Source organism: Janthinobacterium aquaticum (assembly GCF_009208565.1).
Classification (GTDB): Bacteria; Pseudomonadota; Gammaproteobacteria; order Burkholderiales; family Burkholderiaceae_D; genus Janthinobacterium.
In genome coordinates this window covers 22960-41353 of sequence record NZ_WFLK01000023.1, presented here as the reverse complement: position 1 = coordinate 41353, position 18394 = coordinate 22960, and the positions used below count along the sequence as shown (strand labels likewise).

The 18394-nt window shown below is 62.9% G+C and carries 16 protein-coding genes and 1 pseudogene; 8 read left to right on the top strand and 9 right to left on the bottom strand.

Annotated features, from left to right (window positions below; all coding sequences use genetic code 11):
* Positions 1-107 (top strand): annotated as a pseudogene (locus GCM43_RS26340) (IS110 family transposase); the annotation flags it as partial.
* A gap of 226 nt (positions 108-333) precedes the next feature.
* Here the strand turns inward: GCM43_RS26340 and GCM43_RS25150 are convergent.
* Complete coding sequence (locus tag GCM43_RS25150; protein ID WP_152248612.1) at positions 334-1173, bottom strand: hypothetical protein; 840 nt, start codon at positions 1171-1173, stop codon at positions 334-336.
* A 135-nt stretch (positions 1174-1308) separates the two neighbouring features.
* On the opposite strand from GCM43_RS25150, the gene GCM43_RS25145 reads away from it, so the two are divergent.
* Both GCM43_RS25145 and GCM43_RS25140 read left to right on the top strand, forming a co-directional pair.
* Complete coding sequence (locus tag GCM43_RS25145) at positions 1309-2418, top strand: patatin-like phospholipase family protein (RefSeq protein ID WP_226929662.1); 1110 nt, start codon at positions 1309-1311, stop codon at positions 2416-2418.
* 337 nt (positions 2419-2755) lie between these two features.
* A complete protein-coding gene (locus GCM43_RS25140; RefSeq protein WP_152248611.1) occupies positions 2756-4438 on the top strand; it encodes a methyl-accepting chemotaxis protein in 1683 nt (560 codons plus the stop codon).
* 208 nt (positions 4439-4646) lie between these two features.
* On the opposite strand, the gene hemW is transcribed toward GCM43_RS25140, so the two are convergent.
* Genes hemW through rph form a run of 3 tightly spaced genes read right to left on the bottom strand, consistent with a single transcriptional unit; the run spans position 4647 to position 7252 of the window.
* Positions 4647-5918 carry a radical SAM family heme chaperone HemW gene (gene hemW / locus GCM43_RS25135; RefSeq protein WP_152248610.1) on the bottom strand — a complete coding sequence of 424 codons (1272 nt, stop codon included), beginning with the start codon at positions 5916-5918 and terminating at the stop codon, positions 4647-4649.
* Complete coding sequence (rdgB, locus tag GCM43_RS25130; protein WP_152248609.1) at positions 5915-6499, bottom strand: RdgB/HAM1 family non-canonical purine NTP pyrophosphatase; 585 nt, start codon at positions 6497-6499, stop codon at positions 5915-5917. The genes hemW and rdgB overlap by 4 nt, the downstream gene beginning before the upstream one ends.
* Positions 6500-6523: 24 nt before the next feature.
* Positions 6524-7252 carry a ribonuclease PH gene (gene rph, locus GCM43_RS25125; protein WP_152248608.1) on the bottom strand — a complete coding sequence of 243 codons (729 nt, stop codon included), beginning with the start codon at positions 7250-7252 and terminating at the stop codon, positions 6524-6526.
* Positions 7253-7566: 314 nt separating this feature from the next.
* Between rph and GCM43_RS25120 the strand changes: the two genes are divergently transcribed.
* A complete protein-coding gene (locus GCM43_RS25120) occupies positions 7567-8457 on the top strand; it encodes a YicC/YloC family endoribonuclease (RefSeq protein WP_152248607.1) in 891 nt (296 codons plus the stop codon).
* Between the two features lie 22 nt (positions 8458-8479).
* Here GCM43_RS25120 and GCM43_RS25115 read toward each other — a convergent pair whose 3' ends face one another.
* From GCM43_RS25115 to GCM43_RS25100, 4 genes are all read right to left on the bottom strand, one after another.
* The gene (locus GCM43_RS25115; RefSeq protein ID WP_152248606.1) at positions 8480-9400 is read right to left on the bottom strand and encodes a LysR substrate-binding domain-containing protein; all 921 of its coding nucleotides are present in this window, start codon (positions 9398-9400) and stop codon (positions 8480-8482) included.
* Positions 9401-9473: 73 nt separating this feature from the next.
* Positions 9474-10877, bottom strand: coding sequence for a c-type cytochrome (locus GCM43_RS25110; protein WP_226929661.1), 1404 nt, complete (start codon positions 10875-10877; stop codon positions 9474-9476).
* Between the two features lie 13 nt (positions 10878-10890).
* On the bottom strand, positions 10891-12666 hold the full coding sequence (locus GCM43_RS25105) for a GMC family oxidoreductase (RefSeq protein ID WP_152248605.1): 1776 nt from the start codon (positions 12664-12666) through the stop codon (positions 10891-10893).
* Positions 12667-12732: 66 nt separating this feature from the next.
* Positions 12733-13437 (bottom strand): gluconate 2-dehydrogenase subunit 3 family protein, encoded by a 705-nt coding sequence (locus GCM43_RS25100; protein WP_226929660.1) that lies wholly within the window; start codon positions 13435-13437, stop codon positions 12733-12735.
* A 326-nt stretch (positions 13438-13763) separates the two neighbouring features.
* On the opposite strand from GCM43_RS25100, the gene gmk reads away from it, so the two are divergent.
* From gmk to GCM43_RS25085, 3 genes are all read left to right on the top strand, one after another.
* Entirely contained in the window at positions 13764-14402 is a 639-nt protein-coding gene (gmk, locus tag GCM43_RS25095) for a guanylate kinase (RefSeq protein WP_193315743.1), read from the top strand.
* Between the two features lie 71 nt (positions 14403-14473).
* Complete coding sequence (gene rpoZ, locus GCM43_RS25090; protein ID WP_152248603.1) at positions 14474-14677, top strand: DNA-directed RNA polymerase subunit omega; 204 nt, start codon at positions 14474-14476, stop codon at positions 14675-14677.
* Between the two features lie 82 nt (positions 14678-14759).
* The gene (locus GCM43_RS25085) at positions 14760-17027 is read left to right on the top strand and encodes a RelA/SpoT family protein (protein ID WP_152248602.1); all 2268 of its coding nucleotides are present in this window, start codon (positions 14760-14762) and stop codon (positions 17025-17027) included.
* Between the two features lie 95 nt (positions 17028-17122).
* Here GCM43_RS25085 and greB read toward each other — a convergent pair whose 3' ends face one another.
* Complete coding sequence (greB, locus tag GCM43_RS25080) at positions 17123-17695, bottom strand: transcription elongation factor GreB (protein WP_152248601.1); 573 nt, start codon at positions 17693-17695, stop codon at positions 17123-17125.
* A gap of 103 nt (positions 17696-17798) precedes the next feature.
* Between greB and GCM43_RS25075 the strand changes: the two genes are divergently transcribed.
* The gene (locus GCM43_RS25075; RefSeq protein WP_152248600.1) at positions 17799-18392 is read left to right on the top strand and encodes a hypothetical protein; all 594 of its coding nucleotides are present in this window, start codon (positions 17799-17801) and stop codon (positions 18390-18392) included.
* Positions 18393-18394 lie beyond the last annotated feature (2 nt).

The following is an 18394-nucleotide window of genomic DNA, read 5'->3' as shown; positions in this document are numbered from 1 at the left end:
AGGCGCCGAAATTGATCATCGGCGCCATGATGCGCAAACTGGTACACGTGGCATTCGGCGTGCTCAGGTCAGGAAAAATATTTGATCCGACCTTGCACGCCGCTTGACGGGGATAACAGTATCTACGCCACTGCGCTGGTTCGATTACGCGGCTTTGGCGCTGGTTTGATTACGCGGCTTTGGCGCTCGTTTGACGCCGCGGGTGGTGTCGGATTACGCCCTGCGGGCTAATCCGACCTACCAACGCGCTGAGACGTTTACGTTCGCGTTCGCGTAGGTCGGATTAGCGCTTCGCGCGTAATCCGACAATATTGTTGGCGCCGCGGTGTTGCATCAGCCGCAGCTGAATGTCGCCACGCCCTGGTAGTTGGCACCGTTGGCCAGCACCACCTTGTAGCCGCCGGTGACGAGGTAGCGGCCGGCGCCGCCATCACCGAGCGCCAGCAGGGTGCCGGAACTGCCGCCGAGGAAGGCGCCGTTGATCACGGTATTGGCTGGTGCAGGAATCGTGCCGCCGCCGCTGATCTTGCCGCTGCTGCCGCCGGCAGTCACGTCGAGCGCCATATTCAGCACGGCGCCGCCGCTGCCGAACGACAGCGTGGCCGCGCCGCTGGCCGTGCCGAAATAGGCATCCTGGCCAATGATTGTGCCGCCGATATAGCTCGGTGCCGTAAAGACGCCGGCATTGCAGCTCGCGCTGCCGCTCGCTGGCAGGCTGACCAGCGCATTGTAGGCAACGTAATGCGTACTGGCGTTATTGCCACTCAGCACGGATGCCACACCAGCACGCGTGACGGTGCCGGTAAACCAGCGGCCCTGCGCAAAGCTGGCGTCGCCGCTGATCTCGCGCGTGATGGCCGGAGATCCGGTAAAACTGCTGCCGGCGATCTCGGTCAGTGCACCGGAACTGCCTTGCGCCACGCTGGTCAGCACGCCGGTGCTCTGGCTGGCCACGGCCATTAGCAGATAGCGGCCACTGCCATTGGCGGCAAAGCGCGCGCTGACGCTGCCGGTATCGCCGCTGGCGGTCGGCGGCGTTACCGGCGTAGTAGGATTGGTCGGATTGGCCGGATTGACAGCCACCGGGCTGTCGGAGGAAGAAGAGCCGCCGCCGCAGGCGCTCAGGGCGCCGGCCAGCAGCGCCGTGCAGGCGATCTGGTAACGTAGGGTCATGGATATCTTGTCGGTAGTAAAAGAAAGGCCAGCGATGGGCGAAGTGCAGCATGCAGGATTGCTATCGTTGGCAAATCCATCATAGTTAAAAACTGATATTGCTGTCGCACGCCTGGTCGCTTGCCAGGCGCTACAATGGCTGCTGACTCCTGCCTGAAAGCCCGCATGCCGTCTTCGATCACCATCCGCCTGGGCCCGCGCGCCCGCGCGCGCATCGCCGAGCATGGCCTGTGCGCGGCCGATATTGCCATCGTGCCGGCCGCTGCCGGCGGGCCGAAAGGCCTGATTCTGCATCAGCTCGACTGCTGGCTGTTCGGCCATTACCTGCCACAGGCGCCACGCCGGCGGCATTTTGTCGGCGCCTCCATCGGCGCCTGGCGCATGGCAGCGGCCATGCTGCCTGACCCGCAGGCGGCGCAGCGGCGCCTGGTGCAGCAATACGTGGGCCAGCGCTATCCCGACAAGCCCACGCCGGCGCATGTCAGCCGCACCTGCCGCGCTTTGCTTGACGCCATGCTCGACGGCCAGGAGACGCATCTGCTGGCGCACCAGCAACACAGCCTGGCGGTGCTGGCCGTGCGCGGCACGGGCGCGCTGGCGCAGCCGGGCAAATGGCGCGACCGGCGCGGTTTTCTGCAGGCGGCGGCCGGCAATGCGCTGGCGCGCGCGCGCCTGGCCAATTCGCTGGAGCGGGCGGTATTTCATGCGGGGCCGGACGGCGCCGGCTGGCTGCGCTCGCGCTTTGACGCCTTCCAGGCCCATTTCGTGCCTTTGGTTCAGGACAATCTGCGCGACGCGCTGCTGGCCTCGGGTTCGATTCCGCTGGTACTCGACGCGGTGACCGACATCGCCGGCGCGCCTGGCGGGCGCTACTGGGATGGCGGCCTGATCGACTACCATCTGCACCTGCCCTACCAGCGCGAACCGGAACTGGTGCTCTATCCGCACTTTGCCGACCATATCGTGCCGGGCTGGCTCGACAAGGCGCTGCCGTGGCGGCGCGCGCGCGCCGGCGATCCGGCGCTCGACAATATGATCCTGGTGTCGCCCTCGCCCAGTTTTGTCGCCAGCCTGCCCAATGGCAAGCTGCCCGACCGCCGCGATTTCCCCCATTACGGCCAGGACCATGCGGCGCGCATCCGCGACTGGCGCCGCGCCATTGCCGAAAGCGAACGCATGGCAGCCGAATTTGCGCGCTGGGCCGAACAGCCCGATCTGCGGCAGGCGCTCGACCTGCCGGGCTGAACAACGATATCGCTATCGGCAATCACAGGCCCATGGTACGATTTCTCCTGATGTGACGCCGCCCTCCCCTCCAGAACGGCGCGGCGCTCTCCTGTAGACGATCATGCCGGCGGCCCCACACCTGCCCTGGCATGTCAGCCGGCCCCATGTCGGACGGCGCCAGCCTGTTATGGTCGGCCTGATTTCATTATTAAAATCATTACCTTGTGGCTACCTGGCAACAGCCTGCCACCACGCCGGCGAGCGCCTGCCGTCATCGCCCCGTCGCATTTTCCAGCGAAAATAGCTCAACAGTAGCTCAACAATAGCCTATCGACAATTGTAACCAAAAGACACCATGAAAACTCTTGCCAACATCCGCATCGGCAGCCGCCTGGCGATCGGCTTTGCCATCGTCCTGCTGCTGGCCATCGTCTGTACCTCGTTTTCAGTCATCAGCGCCTATCGCAATGCGCAGGCCACACGCATGATGATGGAAAAGCCGCTGGCCAAGGAACGGCTGGTGTCCGACCTGTACCTGCTGATCTATTCGGCCATCGAGCGCACCACCCTGATCGCCAAAAGCTCGGACGAAAGCCTGTCGGTGACCTTTGCCGAAGAAATCGCCGCCGGTACCAAAAAAGGCGGCGGGCTGCTCAAACAGGTCGAAGGCATGCTGTCTGGCGAGGCGGAAAAAGCCGCGTTTGCCGGCGTGATGGAGGTGCGCGGCGTGTACCAGAAAGCCAAGCAGGATGTGATGGCAGCGAAGAAAACCGGCAAGAGCGATGACGCCGAACGCGCCTACAGCCAGCAGTACATGCCGGCCGCCAATGCCTATCAGGCCAAGGTACAGGCCTTCCTGGCGCAGCAGCGCGAGGCCATCGACCAGACAGCGCAATCGATCGATGACGCCAATGCACGCAGCCTCACCCTGACGCTGATCCTGGGCGCGCTGATGATCGGCTTTGGCAGCCTGTGCGCCTGGCTGATCACGCGCTCGATCACGCAGCCGCTGCATGCGGCCATTGCGGTGGCCACCACGGTCGCCACCGGCGACCTGCGCACGCGTTTTGGCGCGCGCTCGCGCGACGAGGTCGGCGACCTGATGCATGAACTGCAGGGCATGAACGACGCGCTCACGCGCGTGGTGTCGCAGGTGCAAAGCGGCACCCACGCCATTGCCACCGCGTCGAGCGAAATTGCAGCGGGCAACCTCGATCTTTCATCGCGCACCGAAGAACAAGCCAGTTCGCTCGAGGAAACCGCTTCGTCGATGGAAGAACTCACCTCCACCGTCAAGCAGAACGCCGACAACGCGCGCCAGGCCAACCAGCTGGCGCAAAGCGCCTCCGACGTAGCCGAGCGCGGCGGCACCATCGTCAGCCAGGTAGTCGACACGATGGGCGCCATCGACGCCTCGTCGCGCAAGATCGTCGATATTATCGGCGTGATCGACGGTATTGCCTTCCAGACCAATATCCTGGCCCTGAATGCGGCGGTGGAAGCGGCGCGCGCCGGCGAGCAGGGCCGCGGCTTTGCGGTGGTGGCCACCGAGGTGCGCAACCTGGCGCAGCGCTCGAGCCAGGCGGCGCGCGAGATCAAGGCGCTGATCGAAGAATCGGTACAGCAGGTCAATGGCGGCAGCCGCCTGGTGGAGCAGGCCGGCAGCACCATGCAGGAAGTGGTCGACAGCGTGCGCCGCGTTACCGACATCATGGCTGAAATCAGTTCGGCCAGCGCCGAACAGAGCATGGGTATCGACCAGGTCAACCAGGCGATCGCACAGATGGATCAGGTCACCCAGCAGAACGCCGCCTTGGTGGAAGAAGCGGCAGCAGCCGCCGAAAGCATGCAGGACCAGGCAGCGCGCCTGGCGCAGGTGGCTGGCGGCTTCAAGCTGGAACAGGCGGCCGCAGCCCCGCCGGCGCCGGTATTGCGGGCAGCGCCAGCGCCCGTGTCGAAGCAGCTCGCTACTCGCCCACCGGCAGTGCGCAAGGCGCCGGCGCGCGTCACGAACGAACAGGACTGGGAAGAGTTCTGAGGCCACATAAAAAACTTGGCCAGGCGTCCTCCTGGACTGACTGGGCACGCTGGCAAACCCGGTAGGTCGGATTAGCGCAGCGCAGCTGCGTGTAATCCGACAATCCCACCGCCGTCAACAATGTTGTCGGATTACGGCCCCTCCGGGGCCTAATCCGACCTACCGCCAAATCCGTCCTCCTGGACGCGCCTGCCCCGGCAGTCAAAATTCAATCTTCCAGAAACATCTGCTGCAGGTCGTTCAGAAAACTCAAGCCCAGTTCGGTCGGCTTGATCAGCTGATGGTCGCGGTACAGCAGGCCCTTCGCTTCGGCTGCATTCAATGCGCGCTCGATGGCGTTAAGGGGCACGCCGGTACGCTCAGCAAACAGGTTGGGCGCAAAGCCGCCGGTCAGGCGCAGGGTGTTGAGCATGAATTCAAAGCCCATCTCGTCGCGCGCCAGTTCGCGCTCTTCCTGCACCGGGTTGCCGGCGCGTACCGCTTCCATATACGCCTTGGGCTGCTTGTAGCGCGCCTGGCGCAGCACGCGGTGCGGGAACGACAGCTTGGAATGGGCGCCGGCGCCGATGCCCAGGTAGTCGCCGAATTCCCAATAGTTCAGGTTATGGCGCGCGCGCCGGCCCGGCTGCGCATAGGCCGACACCTCGTAGCGGCCATAGCCGGCGCCGGCGGCAGTCGCGGCCACCATATCGGCAATATCGGCGCTTTCGTCGTCGTCCGGCAGTGCTGGCGGGTATTTTGCAAACAGCGTGTTCGGTTCGAGCGTCAGGTGGTACAGCGACAGGTGCGGCGGTGCGAACGACAGCGCCGTGGCCAGGTCGGCCTGCGCCTCGGCCAGCGTCTGCGACGGCAGCGCATACATCAGGTCGAGATTGAAATTGTCGAAGTTCGCGTGCGCGATCTCGACTGCGCGGCGCGCTTCGTTGTCGTCATGGATGCGGCCCAGCGATTGCAGGTGGCGGCTGTTGAAACTCTGGATGCCGATCGACAGGCGGTTAATGCCGCTGGCGCGGTAGGAGCGGAACTTTTCCGCCTCGAACGTGCCGGGATTGGCCTCCATGGTGATCTCGCAGTCGCCATCGAGCGGCAACAGGGTGCGCACGTCCGACATCAACTGGTCCAGGCCGGCCGCCGACATCAGGCTCGGCGTGCCGCCGCCGATAAAGATGGTGTGGATCTTGCGTCCCCAGACCAGCGGCAGCGCCATTTCCAGGTCCAGCCGCAAGGCGGCCAGATACTCGGCTTCGGGAAAGCTGCCGCGCACCTCATGCGAATTGAAATCGCAATACGGGCATTTCTTCACGCACCAGGGAAAGTGGATATACAGCGACAGCGGCGGCAGCGCCGTCAGGCTGAGGGCACCGGGCTGCAGGTATTTCAGGGCCGCACCGGCGGCGCCCGACAGGCCCTCCTGCGGCGCAGGCGCCGACGGCTTCGAGGCAGGACGCGACGTGCTGCCAACAACTTTAATCGGGATCATCGCAATTTCTCGACCAGCGCGCGCAGGGCCTGGCCGCGGTGCGACAGCGCATTTTTTTCATCGGACGACAGTTCTGCCGCGCACTTGCCCAAGGCCGGAATATAAAAGTGCGGATCGTAGCCAAAGCCGCCCTGCCCGCGCGGCATGGCAATCATTTCGCCATTCCAGCGCCCGTCGGCGATCACCGGCTGCGGATCGTCGGCATGGCGTACATACACCAGCACGCAGTAATAATAGGCCGACTTGTCGGCATGCGGTTCCAGGTCGGCAATCAGCTTGGCGCTGTTGGCCGCGTCCGACTTCGGCTCGCCCGCATAACGGGCCGAATAGACGCCCGGCGCGCCGCCGAGCGCATTGACGCATACGCCCGAATCGTCAGCCAGCGCCGGCAGGCCGGTCAGGCGCGCGGCATGGCGCGCCTTTTGCAGCGCGTTTTCAACAAACGTATGGAACGGCTCGTCGCTCTCGGGCACGTCGTATTCGCCCTGGGCGTGGACGGAGAAACCGATGGTCGAAAGCAGCTCGTTAAATTCCTTGAGCTTGCCGGCGTTATTGGATGCGAGAATCAGGCGTTGGGTCATGATGGGTGCAATAGCAAAATGAAATTAAAGACCGAGCGCCTGTTTCTGCAAACCGATCAGCTCGGCGATGCCGCCCTGCGCCAGATCGAGCAAGCGATTCATGCCGGCGCGGTCAAACGCGGCGCCTTCGGCCGTGCCCTGCACTTCGATGAAATGGCCCGCTTCGGTCATCACCACATTCATGTCGGTATCGCAATTGGAGTCTTCATCGTAATCGAGGTCGAGCACCGGCATGCCCTGGTAGACGCCCACCGAAATGGCCGCCACGAAGCTCTTGACGGGAATGGCGGTGATCGCGCCGCGCGCCTGCAGCTGCGCAAACGCATCGTAGGCAGCCACCATGGCGCCGGTAATCGAGGCGGTGCGGGTGCCGCCGTCGGCCTGGATCACGTCGCAATCGAGATGCAGCGTGCGCTCGCCAAAGGCCTGCAGGTCGAACGCGGCGCGCAGCGAACGGCCGATCAGGCGCTGGATTTCCTGGGTGCGGCCCGACTGCTTGCCGCGCGCCGCTTCGCGGTCCATGCGCGTATGGGTCGAGCGCGGCAGCATGCCGTATTCGGCCGTCAGCCAGCCCTGTCCCTTGCCTTTCAAAAAGCCCGGCACCTTGTCTTCGATACTGGCGGTACAAATCACCTTGGTGTCGCCGCATTCGATCAGGACCGAGCCTTCGGCATGTTTGGTGTACTGGCGGGTCAGGCGGATGGTGCGCAGCGCATCAACGGCGCGGCCACTGGGGCGGGAAACAAAGCTCATGGAATTCCTGTAAAGATGACGGTAGATAGAGTGCGGCAGCGATTCTAACATTGCCTGCGCCGGCTGCTGATGGCGACTGTTAGTAACTTGCTTAATTGCAATAGCGCGATGATGCACACACGATGCAGACTTTCGTGCCACACCGTGCAAAAATTTCTTTACAATGCGGTAAAACGCGCGGCAAGAAACATCAGTCCGGCAGCAAAGAACGTTACGCGCAGTGCGCGTTCTTGCGTGCGCCGGCTGAAACCGTGTATAAGACAAGTGATGGTATATAAAAGATCAAATCGGGGAATCCATTGAGCATTTCAAGCATGACAGGCTACGCGGTTGCCACCAGCGAAGGTGCTGCAGGCACACTGACGATTGAAATCAAGAGCGTCAATTCGCGCTTTCTCGACCTGCAATTTCGCATCAACGATGATTTACGCACGCTCGAGCCTGACTTGCGCGCCGCCGTCATGGGCGCCATTACGCGTGGCAAGGTTGAAGTACGCCTGAGCTTTGGCCGCAAAGCCGCCGCCAGCGGCACGCAGGCGCTGAACCTGCCGCTGCTGGCCGAACTGGCGCGGCTGCAATCGGAAGTAGGCCAGCACTTCGTGTCGGCACCGGTCATGACAGTGGCCGAACTGCTGCGCTGGCCTGGCGTGATCGAAGAGGCGCAAGTCGGCCAGGAGTCGCTGCAGGCCGACGTGGCCGCCCTGACCAAACGCACCATTGCCGCCTTTGTCGACAGCCGCAAGCGCGAAGGCGCCGCACTCGAAGCAGTGCTGATCTCGCGCATCGAAGCGATGGAAGCGATCGTCAAGCGCATTACGCCGTTGATTCCGCAAGTGGTGGCCGGCTTCCAGCAAAAAGCCATCGAGCGCATGCAAGATGCGCTGGGACTGGCCAGCCAGGGTTCCAATTCGTCGATGTCGCGCCAGGATGCGATGGAGCGCATCCGCCAGGAAGTGATCCTGTACGGCATCCGTATCGACGTGGCCGAAGAGCTGGCGCGCCTGTCGGCCCACCTGGGCGAAACGCGCCATATCCTGACCAAGGGCGGCCAGGTCGGCAAGCGCCTCGACTTCATGATGCAGGAACTCAATCGCGAAGCCAATACGCTGGGCGCCAAGGCCTCGGTCAAGGAACTGGCCGATGCCTCGATGGATCTGAAGCTGCTGATCGAGCAGATGCGTGAACAGGTGCAGAACCTGGAATAATCAGGCTGGCAAGCGGCTGCGCTCAGTAGCTTGAGCGCAGCGCGTACGGTCCGTGCTGCAAATGTTCGCGCAAGAAGGCTATGCAGGCGCTGATCTTGGCCGACTCGGCGCCGCGCGTGCTGGTCATCACCCATAAATCGGCCGGCTCGTAATAGTCGGGCAAGATGCGCACCAGCTTGCCGCTGGCCATCTCGCCTGCCACATCCCACTCCGACAGCAGCACGATCCCCATCCCCTGCAAAGCCCAGTCGCGGATAACCTCGCCCTGGTTCGAGCCAAATCGCCCGCGCACCTTGACGAACTCGGGTCCATCGGGGCCATGCAGGCGCCACAGGCCCAGTCCCTGCTCGCGGTAGCGTGCCACCAGGCACTCATGGTTTGATAGCTGCGCCAGCGTGGCCGGTTCGCCATGCTGCGCCAGGTAGCTGGGCGCGGCGCACAGCACGCGTGCACCGGTCAGGATGCGGTGTCCGATCAGCTCCTGCTGCGGTGGCTGTCCAACGCGGATATCGATATCGTAGCCTTCGCCTACCAGGTCCACCTCGCGGTCAGCCAGTTCCATCCAGATATCGACCAGCGGGTAGCGCTGGGTGAGCAGCGCCATGATGGGGGAAATCTGCGCACGCCCCAGGCACGGGCTGGCCGCTACGCGCAGCACGCCGCTCGGTTCGCTGCGGTTGCTGGCGATGGTCTCGCTCAACGCGGCCATTTCGTCCATCATCTTGCGTGCGCTGACGTAGACGGTTTCGCCTTCCTGGCTCAGCACCACGCGCCGGGTATTGCGGTGAAACAACTTAACCCCTAGCTGCCCTTCCAGGATGCCGATACGCTTGGTAACAAAGGCAGGCGAGACGCCCAGTTGTGCGGCCGTGCGGACAAAGGTACCCGCTTGCACTACGGTACAGAAAACGCGCAGATCGGAAAGTAGAGGTTCGGAAGACACACAACACCGTCAGTCAATAACACAGGCAATTATAGAGTTAACCGGGGCCAGGTCGCGGCCTGGCCCTGGCTTTTTAACGGGCGGCGTTGGCAAACTTCAGCTTGGCCGGCGCATTGATGCTCTTGCGCGCCTCGGCCACGCTGGCGGCGCTGACGGCCGGTGCCGCGTTGCCCCAGCTGTTGCGCACGAACGAGCCCACCGCCGCCACTTCGGCATCGCTGAGTTTCCAGGCGAAGCCCGGCATGCCTGCACCGGTCGGCTTGCCATGCGTAATGGCTGGCGTGGTGCCGCGCAGCACGGCGTTGATCAGGTTGCTGGCCACCCCTGCCTGCAGGGCGCTGTTGCCACCCAGCGAGGTGACCAGGCCGTCCAGGCCCTTGCCATCGCTGCCATGGCAGGCGGCGCAATTGACCTCGTAGACGCGCGCGCCCAGCAGCATCTGCGCATTGTCAGCCGGCAGCGGCGCCGGACGTGCCGGCATGGCTGGCCCGGCCACGCTCTTCAGATACACGGCAATCGCACGCAAGTCGGCACTGCTCATGTGCTGGGTCGAGTTCTCGACCGCTTCGGCCATCGGCCCCGAAGCCATGCTGATGCGGTTGCCGCCGGTCTGCAGATACTCCACCGTCTGTTCCACGCTCCAGTCATGCAGGCCACCCCGGCTGCCGGTGATATTGGGTGCATACCAGCCGCCCAGCGTGCCTCCGGCCAGCGTTTCGGACTTGTCGGCACCAAATAAATTCTTTGCAGTGTGGCACGATGCGCAGTGTGCCAGCCCCTGCACCAGATAGGCGCCGCGGTTCCACTCTACCGAGCGGGTTGCATCAGGCTTGAAGGGCGAATTATCGAAAAACAGCCAATTCCAGCCCACCATCAGCAGGCGTATATTGAAAGGAAACGGCAACTGGTTGGCCACCACCGTGTTTTCAACCGGCTTGATGGTTTTCATGTAGGCCCACAGGTCGCGCATGTCGGCGTCCGACACCTTGGCATAGGCGTTGTAGGGCATCGCCGAATACAGGTTCTCGCCATGCTTGCCTTTGCCCTGGCGCACCGCGCGTGTGAACTCTTCTTGCGTCCAGCTGCCGATGCCCGTTTTCACGTCCTGCGTGATATTGCTGCCCACCAGCTTGCCAAATGGTGTTTCAAGGACAAGCCCGCCGGCAAACGGCTTGCCCGATCCGTGCGCCGTATGGCAGGCTATGCAGTCGCCAGCGACCGCCACGTAGCGGCCGCGCTCAATGGCCGCTTCCTGCGCATTGCGCGGCACCAGGCCCGGCGTGGTATCGGGTGGCGCACCGGCATCCTTGCCTGCCGGCGCACCCACCAGCGCATCGCCTGCCACGGCCTTGCCGGGCGCATGATTGTCGGGGTCTGCCGCCAGAGCCTGCGTACCGGCAATAGTCGCCACCACGCCAGCACCGGCCAGGCCCAGCGCGCCGGCGATTTTCAGTTTCTTCAGCAAAGTCATTTTCATGTCACTCAGTCATTCAGGCCTGTACCAGCGGGCCGGGATTTTTCAGATAGCGGTCGATAATGGCGCGCGCCGTCCACAAGGTCAGCGCGCCGATGGTGCCGGTCGGGTTATAGCCAGCGTTGTTGGGGAAAGACGAGGCGCCGCAGACAAACACGTTGGGCACGTCCCAGACCTGCTGGTAACGATTGAGCACGCTCGTTGCGGGGTCCATGCCCATCACCGCGCCACCGATGGTATGGTCGCTGGCCAGGTCGTAGGGCGACCATTTGCGGTCGGCCGAATTGGTCGGTACCACATGTTTGACGCCTGCCATGGCATGCGAAATCTCAATGGCTTTCTGCTGGATAAAGGCAGCCGAGCGCTTGTCGTTTTCGTTGAAGTCGAACGTCATGCGCAGCAGCGGCTGGCCATGCATGTCCTTGTAGGTCGGGTCCAGGTCGAGGTAGGAATCCTTGTGGGAGTAGCTGGTGCCCTGGCCAAATACCACCGTACCGTTCTGGAACGCATGCTTGTAGGCTTTCTTCCACTCGCTGCCCCAGCGTGGCGTGCCGGCCGGCAGGAAGTCGGTATTGCCGATCGGACGCGAACCGCGCGATACCACCAGGATGCCGGCGCCGCCAATAAAGCCCAGGCCGGCATGGTCGAAGTTGTCGCCGTTCCAGTCATCAACCTGCGACGACAGCGCGCCGGCACCCATGTACTGGTTAAGCTGCTCGTCTTCAAAAAAGATACTGGTACCCGACACCGTCTGGTAACAGTAGGCGCGCCCCACCACACCCTTGCCGGTGCGATGGTCATACGGCTGGCCGATTTTCGACAACAGCAGCAGACGGACGTTTTGCGCCTGGAAGGCCGAAAACACCACGATATCGGCTGGCTGCTCCCATTGCTTGCCATCTTTGTCGACATAGGTCACGCCGGTGGCGGTTTTGCCGTCTTCGGCCAGGTTGGCGCGCAGCACGGTCGATTCGGCCAGCAGGGTAAAGTTGCTGCGCATTTTCAGCACCGGAATCACGCAGGCATTCGGGCTGCCCTTGGACCAGTTGCCGCAACCGTAGTAAAGGCAATAGCCGCAATAGGTGCACGGCCCCATTTTCACGCCCAGCGGATTGGTGTAGGCGCCCGAGGTTTGCGCGGCCGGCACCATGAATGGATGCAGGCCCAGCTTTCTGGCGCCGGCGTCAAAGATATCGGTCAGGCGCGTGCTTTTCAGCGCCGGCAGCGGGAACTCTTCGGCGCGCGCGCCCTCGAACGGATTACCGCCTTCGATCATGTCACCGCGCAGATTGCCGGCCTTGCCGGAAATACCGGCGATCTTCTCGAAACGGTCGTAATACGGCTCCAGGTCGTCATACGTCACGCCCCAGTCCTGCACGATCAGGCCGTCGGCCAGCTGCTTCTGGCCATAGCGCGCCTTGACGTGCGTGGCGGGCTGGAAATCGAAGGGCGTAAAGCGCCAGGCCATGCCGGCCCAGTGCGTGCCGGCGCCGCCGACATTGTAGCCAAAGTCAAAGGTATTCCATTCGCGGGCCGGCAAGGCGCGCTCGCTGCTGGTATTGCGAAACGTCAGCGCTTCGATGGCAGGCGGCAGTATCATGCTGCGCCGTGCATCCCAGCGCAGCTCGTCAGCATCGACGGCAGGTGGAAAATCGCTGGCGGCGTCACGCCAGGGGCCGCGCTCGAGCGCCACCACGTTCAGACCGGCGCGAGTGAGCTCCTCGGCCATCAATGAGCCGCACCAGCCCAGGCCAACGATCACAGCGTCGGCTTTCGGACGAATATTAGCCAAAATAATTCCTTCTTGAATGATTCAGATGACAGCCGCGGCCAGGCATGGGACCAGCGGCAAGGCAGTTCAGCTGGCGCTATCGATCAGGCTGACGGGGATAAAGTTGAATTTTTCGCCCTTGCGATCCATGTAGTCGCGAAAATCGTAGCGGGCGCCGGGAAAGCCCAGCATTTTCCAGCTGGCCATGTCCTTGTTGCCGCCATAAACGGGGTCAGCCAGGAAGCCCTCGCGCACGTTCTGCAAGACCAGCTCGAACAGCGGCTTGCTGTCGACCTGGCCCAGCGCCAGCTGGTTTGCTTCCATGCGGGTCAGCAGCTGATCCTGGGTTGCCGCATCGAGCTGGGCGAAGCCCTTGCCATATTCGCGCTGGCAGTAGGCAGCCAGTGCTGCCAGGCCGACGCGGTAGCGCTGGGCCGGCGTCAGCTTGTTCTGCGGACCCTGTTCAGGCGTGCCCTGATAATAGGGGCCACGCCGGTAGTCGGACACACCCTGTCCGAAAGTACCGTCGAGCTGGCGGTCGATAAACGCCACGCAGCCAGCCTCCTTGCCGCCAATGCTCAGTTCGTCAGCCGGTATCAGACGGTCGGCGATGGCGCCCAGCGTCTCGGCTTCGGTGGCAGTCAGGAACAGCAGGCCGCCTGCGCGAGGTGGCAGCGCCGGATTGGCGGCACCCGCTTCCCACCTGGCCGGTGGGCTGGCAGCAGGCGCGCCATCGGTGGTGGCGGCGCGCAGCAGCGGCACGCTGGCGGCCGTACCGGCAACGGCGGCCATGGATATCAGAACTTCTCTACGTTGCATAATCGTTGCTCACAGTGTCGTTCGCCGGTCGCGTCCTCCCGGATACGGCCTGCGCTCTGGCTTGATCGGGCTGGCACTGTATCAGTTGCCGGGGCGCCAATTATTCACGCTTCGTGAGCTTAAAATGCATGGCTTTCAAGCTGGCCAGACGGTCAACATGATGCTATGCAGACAGTGCTGCCTAGCGCCCAGCTGCTAAATTGATGACTGGAAAGCGCCATCTTGGTAAAATACGCCTTTGGGCGATGCCTTTGCCTGCAGTACAGCGGCCGCCCACCACAGAATATGGAAAAATCCGCATGACCCACCCTACCGCCTTTTCGGGCAGCCTTTTCGTGGTTGCCGCGCCGTCCGGCGCCGGCAAGTCGACCCTGGTCAATGCCTTGCTGGCACAGGAACCGGCCATCAAGCTGTCGATCTCGACCACCACGCGTCCACCGCGCCCGGGCGAAGAACATGGCCGTGAATACTATTTCACCAGCGCCGAAGACTTTGTTGCACGCGCCGACCAGGGCGAATTTCTGGAGTGGGCCGAAGTGCATGGCAACTACTATGGCACCTCGCGCATCATGGTCGAGCAGCAGATGGCGGCCGGCACCGATATCCTGCTGGAAATCGACTGGCAGGGCGCGCGCCAGGTGCGCAAGCAGTTCCCGCGCGCGGCCGGCATTTTCATCCTGCCGCCGTCGATCGACGCGCTCGAAGAACGCCTGCACAAGCGCGGCCAGGACGAGCCGCACGTGATCACGCGCCGCCTGCTGGCGGCCGGCGGTGAAATCGCACACGCTCCCGAGTTCGAATATGTTATTATCAATGAAGAGTTTACGGTCGCTTTGTCCGAACTGAGCGCGATCGTGAGAGCGGCCCGTTGCCGGTTTGCGCAACAAGCGGCCCGCAACGCATCGCTTTTCACCCAATTGGGCCTGCACGCGGAGTAAGCAGCACCTTTCCGCATCTGCGCCACAGTTCATCAAGCACACAGCACCACGCACTATTTTTAGGAGTTACCATGGCCCGTATCACGATTGAAGATTGCCTGAAACAAATCCCTAACCGTTTCCAGCTGACCCTGGCAGCGACCTACCGCGCACGTCAGTTGCTGCAAGGTCACACACCGAAGGTGGAAGCCAAGGACAAGCCTACCGTTGTTGCGCTGCGCGAAATCGCTGCTGGCAAGGTCGGCGCCGAAATGCTGAAAAAGGTCCCTATGTAATCGGGAATGCGCGTGACGGAACAGTGCTGATTCCCGGTTTTATCGTATCCTTTGTTCACACTGTAAAGTAACGCGACGTTTTATGAGTCTGACACCAGCCGACACGACCTCACCTGCCACGCCGCACCTGGCCCCGCGCCAGCCGGCAAAATCCCCGGGCGCTCAAGCGCCCGGTGTTGTCACGCCTGCTGCTCCGGCAGCACCGGTACCCGGCGTGGCTTCGGTCACTCACCTGATCGACAAGCTGTCCGAATACCTGTCCCCGCTCGACCTGAAAAAAGTCAAGGAAGCCTACCGCTTCTCCGACGAAATGCATTTGGGTCAGATGCGCCGCTCGGGCGAACCATATATTTCGCACCCGATCGCCGTCGCTGAAATCTGCGCCGACTGGAAACTCGACGCGCAAGCGATCATGGCGGCGCTGCTGCATGACGTGATGGAAGACCAGGACGTCAAGAAAGACGAGCTGCACGAACGCTTCGGCGCACCGGTAGCCCATCTGGTCGACGGCCTGTCCAAGCTGGAAAAAATCGAATTCCAGAGCCAGATCGAAGCGCAGGCGGAAAACTTCCGCAAGATGCTGCTGGCGATGGCTTCGGACGTGCGCGTGATCCTGATCAAGCTGGCCGACCGCCTGCACAATATGCGCACGCTGGACTTCATGACGGCTGCCAAGAAGCGCCGCATCGCCAGCGAAACCATGGAAGTGTATGTGCCGATCGCGCACCGCCTCGGCCTGAACAATATCTTCCGCGAGCTGCAGGACCTGTCGTTCTCGCACCTGCATCCGATGCGTTACCGCACGCTGGCCAAAGCGGTCAAGGCGGCGCGCGGCAATCGCCGTGAAGTGGTCAACAAGATCATGGAAGCGGTGAAAAGCACGCTGTCGATGGCGGAAATCGACTCGGAAGTAACGGGCCGCGAAAAAAGCCTGTACGACATCTACAAGAAGATGCGCAGCAAGCACCTGTCGTTCTCGCAGGTGCTCGATGTGTATGGCTTCCGCGTGGTGGTAAATAGCTTTGCCGACTGCTATGTCACGCTGGGCACACTGCACAGCCTGTACAAGCCGATGCCGGGCAAGTTCAAGGACTATATCGCGATTCGCAAGCTCAACGGCTACCAGTCGCTGCACACCACCGTGATCGGCCCGTATGGCACGCCGGTGGAGTTCCAGATTCGCACCCAGGAAATGCATCGCACCGCCGAGTCCGGCGTGGCGGCGCACTGGCTCTACAAGAGCGGCGAGACCAATCCGTCGGACCTGCAGCAGCGCACCCATGCGTGGCTGCAGTCGCTGCTCGACATCCAGCAGCAGACCGGCGACTCGGCCGAGTTCCTGGAACACGTCAAGGTCGACCTGTTCCCCGATTCGGTGTACGTGTTTACGCCCAAATCGAAGATTATCGCGCTGCCGCGCGGCGCCACCGCCATCGACTTTGCCTATTCGATCCATACCGGCATTGGCGACCAGACCGTGGCCGTCAAGATCAACAACGAAATCTCGCCGCTGCGCACCGAACTGCACAACGGCGATATCGTGGAAATCGTGACCGATTCGAGCTCGCGCCCGAGCCCGACCTGGCTGTCGTTCGTGCGCACCGGCAAGGCCCGCTCGGCCATCCGCCACCACCTGCGCACGATCAACCTGCCCGAATCAATTGCACTGGGCCAGCAATTGCTGGCGCAGGCGCTGCACAGCCTTAATATCGACGCCGAACTGCCGGCGCCGCTGGCCGAACGCCTGCTCAACGAATCGAGCGCCAACTCGCTCGACGAGCTGTATGCCGACATCGGTATCGGCAAGCGCATGGCCACGTTGGTGGCGCGCCATATCTTCGGCCTGAGCGGCGGCGAAGCGGCCAGCATGCCGGTCGAACACAACAGCGGCACCGAGCTCGACACCGTGACCATCTGCGGTACCGAAGGCGTGTCGGTACAGCTGGCGCCATGCTGCCTGCCGATCCCGGGCGACCAGATCATCGGCCAGCTGCGCCGCGACCAGGGTCTGCTGGTGCACACCAGCGACTGCTCGCAGGCCAAGCGCCAGCGCGTCAAGGAACCGGATCGCTGGATTCCGGTGCGCTGGGGTACCGAACTGAACCGACGCTTCGACTGCCGCATCAAGGTGCTGATCAACAGCGAGCGCGGCATCCTGGCGCGCGTGGCCGCCGAAATCGGCGAGTCCGACGCCAATATCATCTATGTCGGCATGGATGAGGACAAGGACAACGTGCTCGACCAACTGCGCTTTACCGTGCAGGTCAAGGACCGCGTGCACCTGGCGGCGCTGCTGCGCAATGTGCGGCGCGTGGCTGGTGTGAACCGTATCTTGCGCGAACGCAATTAAACCGTAGGTCGGATTAGGCGCGTAGCGGCGTAATCCGACAACGTTGTTGGCGTCAGCGGTATTGTCGGATTACGGCCCGAAGGGCCTAATCCGACCTACCCCGCTCCATCCCCGGGCGCGGGGTAGCTTACCTCCAGCAACTCCAGCTCCTGCACGCCCTGCGGGGTATTCAACATCACCACATCGCCCTCGCGCGCCTTGGTGATGGCGCGCGCCATCGGCGAGACCCAGCTGATCTTGCCGTTTAGCGGGTCGAACTCGTCGATGCCGACGATGGTGATGGTGTGCTCCTCGCCGTCGCTGGTCTGGTAGGTGACGGTGGCGCCAAAGAAGACCTGGTCGTTGCCATGGTGCACACTGGGGTCGACAATGGCGGCCAGGTCCATGCGCTTGGTCAGAAAACGGATGCGGCGGTCGATCTCGCGCAGACGGCGCTTGCCGTAGATATAATCGCCATTTTCCGAGCGGTCGCCGTTGGACGCGGCCCAATGGACGATCCTGACCACTTCCGGACGATCAACATCGATCAGCTGCAGCAATTCATCCTTGATGCGCTGATAGCCGGCGGGCGTAATGTAATTCTTGGCGCCCGCAGGGATGGCCAGCGCCAGCGCTTGCGCCTCTTCATCGTCGTCCTGGTCGGACTCTTTTACAAATGCTTTATTCATGCGGCTATTGTAGCTGCGACTGGCCTTGTGAACGGCGCGCGCACCGGCTTTTTTGACGTATCATCGGGCGAGGGCGGCCAACAAGGGCGCCAAGTGGAGACGGATGAAAAAAAAATACAGAAACCGGCGCTGGCTGTTTGCGCCGCTGGTCTACCTGGCCGCCATTTTCCTGCTGATCGAGGAATGGCTGTGGGCGACCGGCGCACGCATCATGCAGACCGTTGCACAGTTTCCGCCGCTGCATGCGCTGGAAGCGAAGATCGTGCGCCTGCCGCCGTACTGGGCGCTGGCGCTGTTCGTGCTGCCGGCCGTGCTGCTGTTTCCGGTCAAGCTGCTGGCCCTGCTGGCCATTGCGCGCGGCCATGCTTTTTCCGGCATCGGCGTGATTATTGCTGCCAAGCTGGGCGGCGCCGCTGCCGTGGCGCGTCTGTACAGCCTGACCCGCCCTGCCCTGCTGACGCTGCCCTGGTTTGCCCGCTGGCATGGTCTGTTTATGGAAACCAAGGACCGCTGGATCGCCCGCCTGCGCGCCACCCATCCATGGCGCCGCGTCAGCCGCTTCTCCAGCCTGCTGGGCCGCGCGCGCCGCAACTGGTGGCGCCGCCTGCGCGCCGGCATGCAGGCGCCCGGTCGCCACAACACCCGCTCGACGCGTATCCTGCGCCGCTTTACCGCCTTCTGGCGCGCACGCCGCTGATG

Bases quoted from the DNA above. Each gene is read 5' to 3' on its own strand.
- GCM43_RS25145 (WP_226929662.1), top strand. From the start codon at position 1,309: ATGGCTGCTGACTCCTGCCTGAAAGCCCGCATGCCGTCTTCGATCACC.
- greB (WP_152248601.1), bottom strand. From the start codon at position 17,695: ATGAATAAAGCATTTGTAAAAGAGTCCGACCAGGACGACGATGAAGAG.
- rph (WP_152248608.1), bottom strand. From the start codon at position 7,252: ATGAGCTTTGTTTCCCGCCCCAGTGGCCGCGCCGTTGATGCGCTGCGC.
- rpoZ (WP_152248603.1), top strand. From the start codon at position 14,474: ATGGCCCGTATCACGATTGAAGATTGCCTGAAACAAATCCCTAACCGT.
- GCM43_RS25120 (WP_152248607.1), top strand. From the start codon at position 7,567: ATGACAGGCTACGCGGTTGCCACCAGCGAAGGTGCTGCAGGCACACTG.
- gmk (WP_193315743.1), top strand. From the start codon at position 13,764: ATGACCCACCCTACCGCCTTTTCGGGCAGCCTTTTCGTGGTTGCCGCG.
- rdgB (WP_152248609.1), bottom strand. From the start codon at position 6,499: ATGACCCAACGCCTGATTCTCGCATCCAATAACGCCGGCAAGCTCAAG.
- GCM43_RS25085 (WP_152248602.1), top strand. From the start codon at position 14,760: ATGAGTCTGACACCAGCCGACACGACCTCACCTGCCACGCCGCACCTG.
- GCM43_RS25100 (WP_226929660.1), bottom strand. From the start codon at position 13,437: ATGGCCGCCGTTGCCGGTACGGCCGCCAGCGTGCCGCTGCTGCGCGCC.
- hemW (WP_152248610.1), bottom strand. From the start codon at position 5,918: ATGATCCCGATTAAAGTTGTTGGCAGCACGTCGCGTCCTGCCTCGAAG.
- GCM43_RS25075 (WP_152248600.1), top strand. From the start codon at position 17,799: ATGAAAAAAAAATACAGAAACCGGCGCTGGCTGTTTGCGCCGCTGGTC.
- GCM43_RS25140 (WP_152248611.1), top strand. From the start codon at position 2,756: ATGAAAACTCTTGCCAACATCCGCATCGGCAGCCGCCTGGCGATCGGC.
- GCM43_RS25150 (WP_152248612.1), bottom strand. From the start codon at position 1,173: ATGACCCTACGTTACCAGATCGCCTGCACGGCGCTGCTGGCCGGCGCC.
- GCM43_RS25110 (WP_226929661.1), bottom strand. From the start codon at position 10,877: ATGAAAATGACTTTGCTGAAGAAACTGAAAATCGCCGGCGCGCTGGGC.